Source organism: Neisseria sp. P0021.S005, from assembly GCF_051956955.1.
Window position 1 is genome coordinate 1 of sequence record NZ_JBQCWY010000530.1, and the last position, 2,149, is coordinate 2,149.

Genomic DNA, 2,149 nt, shown 5'->3' on the forward strand with positions numbered 1-2,149 from the left:
GGCAAATGTTTTATCAGGGTGATGTTGTGTTGCAGGTTTTTGCCGAAACCGAAGCCGGGGTCTAGTGTGATGCGTTCAGGGGCAATACCTGCTTGAACGCATTCTACCGCGCGTGCTTTTAAATAACGCGCGACTTCTTCGACGACATCTTGATATTGCGGATTAAGCTGCATGGTTTTGGGCAAACCCTGCATGTGCATGAGACACACGCCTGTATTCGGCTGTTGCGCCAACAATGCGACTGCGCCTTTATCACTCAATGCGGCAACATCGTTGATAATATCGACGCCACCTTGCGCCAAGGCTTTTTCCATAATCACCGTGCGGCGCGTGTCCAAGCTGACGGGAACATTCCACTTGGTGACTTCCGCCAAAACCGACTGCACCCTTGCCCATTCTTCTTCGAGAGAAACATCATCCGAACCCGGGCGGGTAGATTCGCCGCCGATATCGAGAATATCCGCGCCGTCTTTCAGCAGCTGCTCGGCATGTGCCAATGCTATTTGGACATTTTGCGAATAGGTGCCGCCATCGGAAAATGAATCGGGGGTCAGATTGACGATGCCCATGATTTTTGGTTTGTCTAAGGCGATTTCAAATCGGCCTGCCTGCCAAATGTGCGTGTTCATAATGCTTCCATTGATGAAATAATAGGATAGAGGCCGTCTGAAACTTTTCAGACGGCCTTTAGGTTTTGACTTCAAAACAGTCAATTACATTCCGCCGTAATTCGGTCCGCTTGCGCCTTCGGGACAAATCCAAGTGATGTTTTGCGTTGGGTCTTTGATGTCGCACGTTTTGCAGTGAACGCAGTTGGCGGCGTTGATTTGCATACGCGGACTGCCGTTTTCTTCGACGATTTCATATACGCCGGCCGGACAATAGCGGGTTTCGGGCGAGGCGTATTCTTTGTAGTTTACGTCTATCATGACCTGCGGATTTTTCAGCACCAAATGGTCGGGCTGATTTTCTTCGTGCGCAAGGTTGGCAAGGAAGACGCTGCTCAAACGGTCGAAGGTCAAAACTCCGTCGGGTTTCGGATAATCAATCGGCTTGCATTCGGCGGCTTTTTTGAGCTGCTCGTTGTCTTTGCCGTGATGTTTCAAGGTCCACGGGGCTTTGCCTCTAAAAATCATTTGGTCGATGCCGGTATAGATTGAGCCGAGGTAAACGCCCCATTTGAATGACGGACGGACATTGCGTGCGGCGTAAAGCTCTTGATACAGCCAGCTTTGTTCAAACCGTTGCTGATAATCCGCCGCCTCTTTGCCGCTGTCGAAACCCTCCACTTCTTCGAGGTTTTCCAACAAAGGGAACACGGCTTCTGCGGCAAGCATGGCGGATTTCATGGCCGTATGGATGCCTTTGATGCGCGGCATATTCAGGAAACCTGCGGCATCGCCGACCAAAACGCCGCCTCTGAACGAGAGTTTCGGCAGGCTTTGCAAACCGCCTTCAATCAGCGAACGCGCACCATAAGCGATACGGCGACCGCCTTCGAAGGTTTTGCGGATTTCAGGATGGGTTTTGAAACGTTGGAACTCTTCAAACGGCGACAGATAAGGGTTTTGATAATCCAAGCCGACCACAAAGCCGACAGCGACTTTGTTTTCGTCAAAATGATAAATAAACGATCCGCCATAGGTTTTGCTGTCCAACGGCCAGCCTGCGCTGTGCATAACCAAACCGGGCTGATGTTTTTCAGACGGCACTTCCCAAATTTCTTTAATGCCCAAGCCGTAAGTTTGCGGCTCGCTGTTTTGGTCGAGTTGGAAACGTTCGATGACTTGTTTGGAAAGCGAGCCGCGACAGCCTTCGGCAAACAGGGTTTGCTGCGCCCAAAGCTCCATGCCTGGCTGGAATGAATCGGTCGGTTCGCCGTCTTTGCCCACACCCATATTGCCGGTCGCAATACCTTTGACCGAACCGTCTTCGTGATACAGCACTTCGGCAGCGGCAAAGCCCGGATAGATTTCCACGCCCATATTTTCCGCCTGCTCTGCCAGCCAGCGCACGACTTCGCCCAAGCTGGCAATATAGTTCGCATGGTTGTCGAAATTCGGGGTAACCGGCAAGTTGAAGGCTTTTTTCTCGGTCAGGAACAAAACCCTGTCCTTCGTCACTGTACGCGTCAGCGGCGCGCCTTTTT

2 protein-coding genes are annotated in these 2,149 nt (G+C 51.6%); both read right to left on the minus strand.

From position 1 onward, the window contains the following. Positions 1 to 629: dihydropteroate synthase (folP, locus tag ACTHUE_RS16470; protein ID WP_440424004.1), on the minus strand; the 629-nt coding region annotated here is incomplete at its 3' end. 84 nt (positions 630 to 713) lie between these two features. Then, positions 714 to 2,149: electron transfer flavoprotein-ubiquinone oxidoreductase (locus tag ACTHUE_RS16475; protein WP_440424005.1), on the minus strand; the 1,436-nt coding region annotated here is incomplete at its 5' end.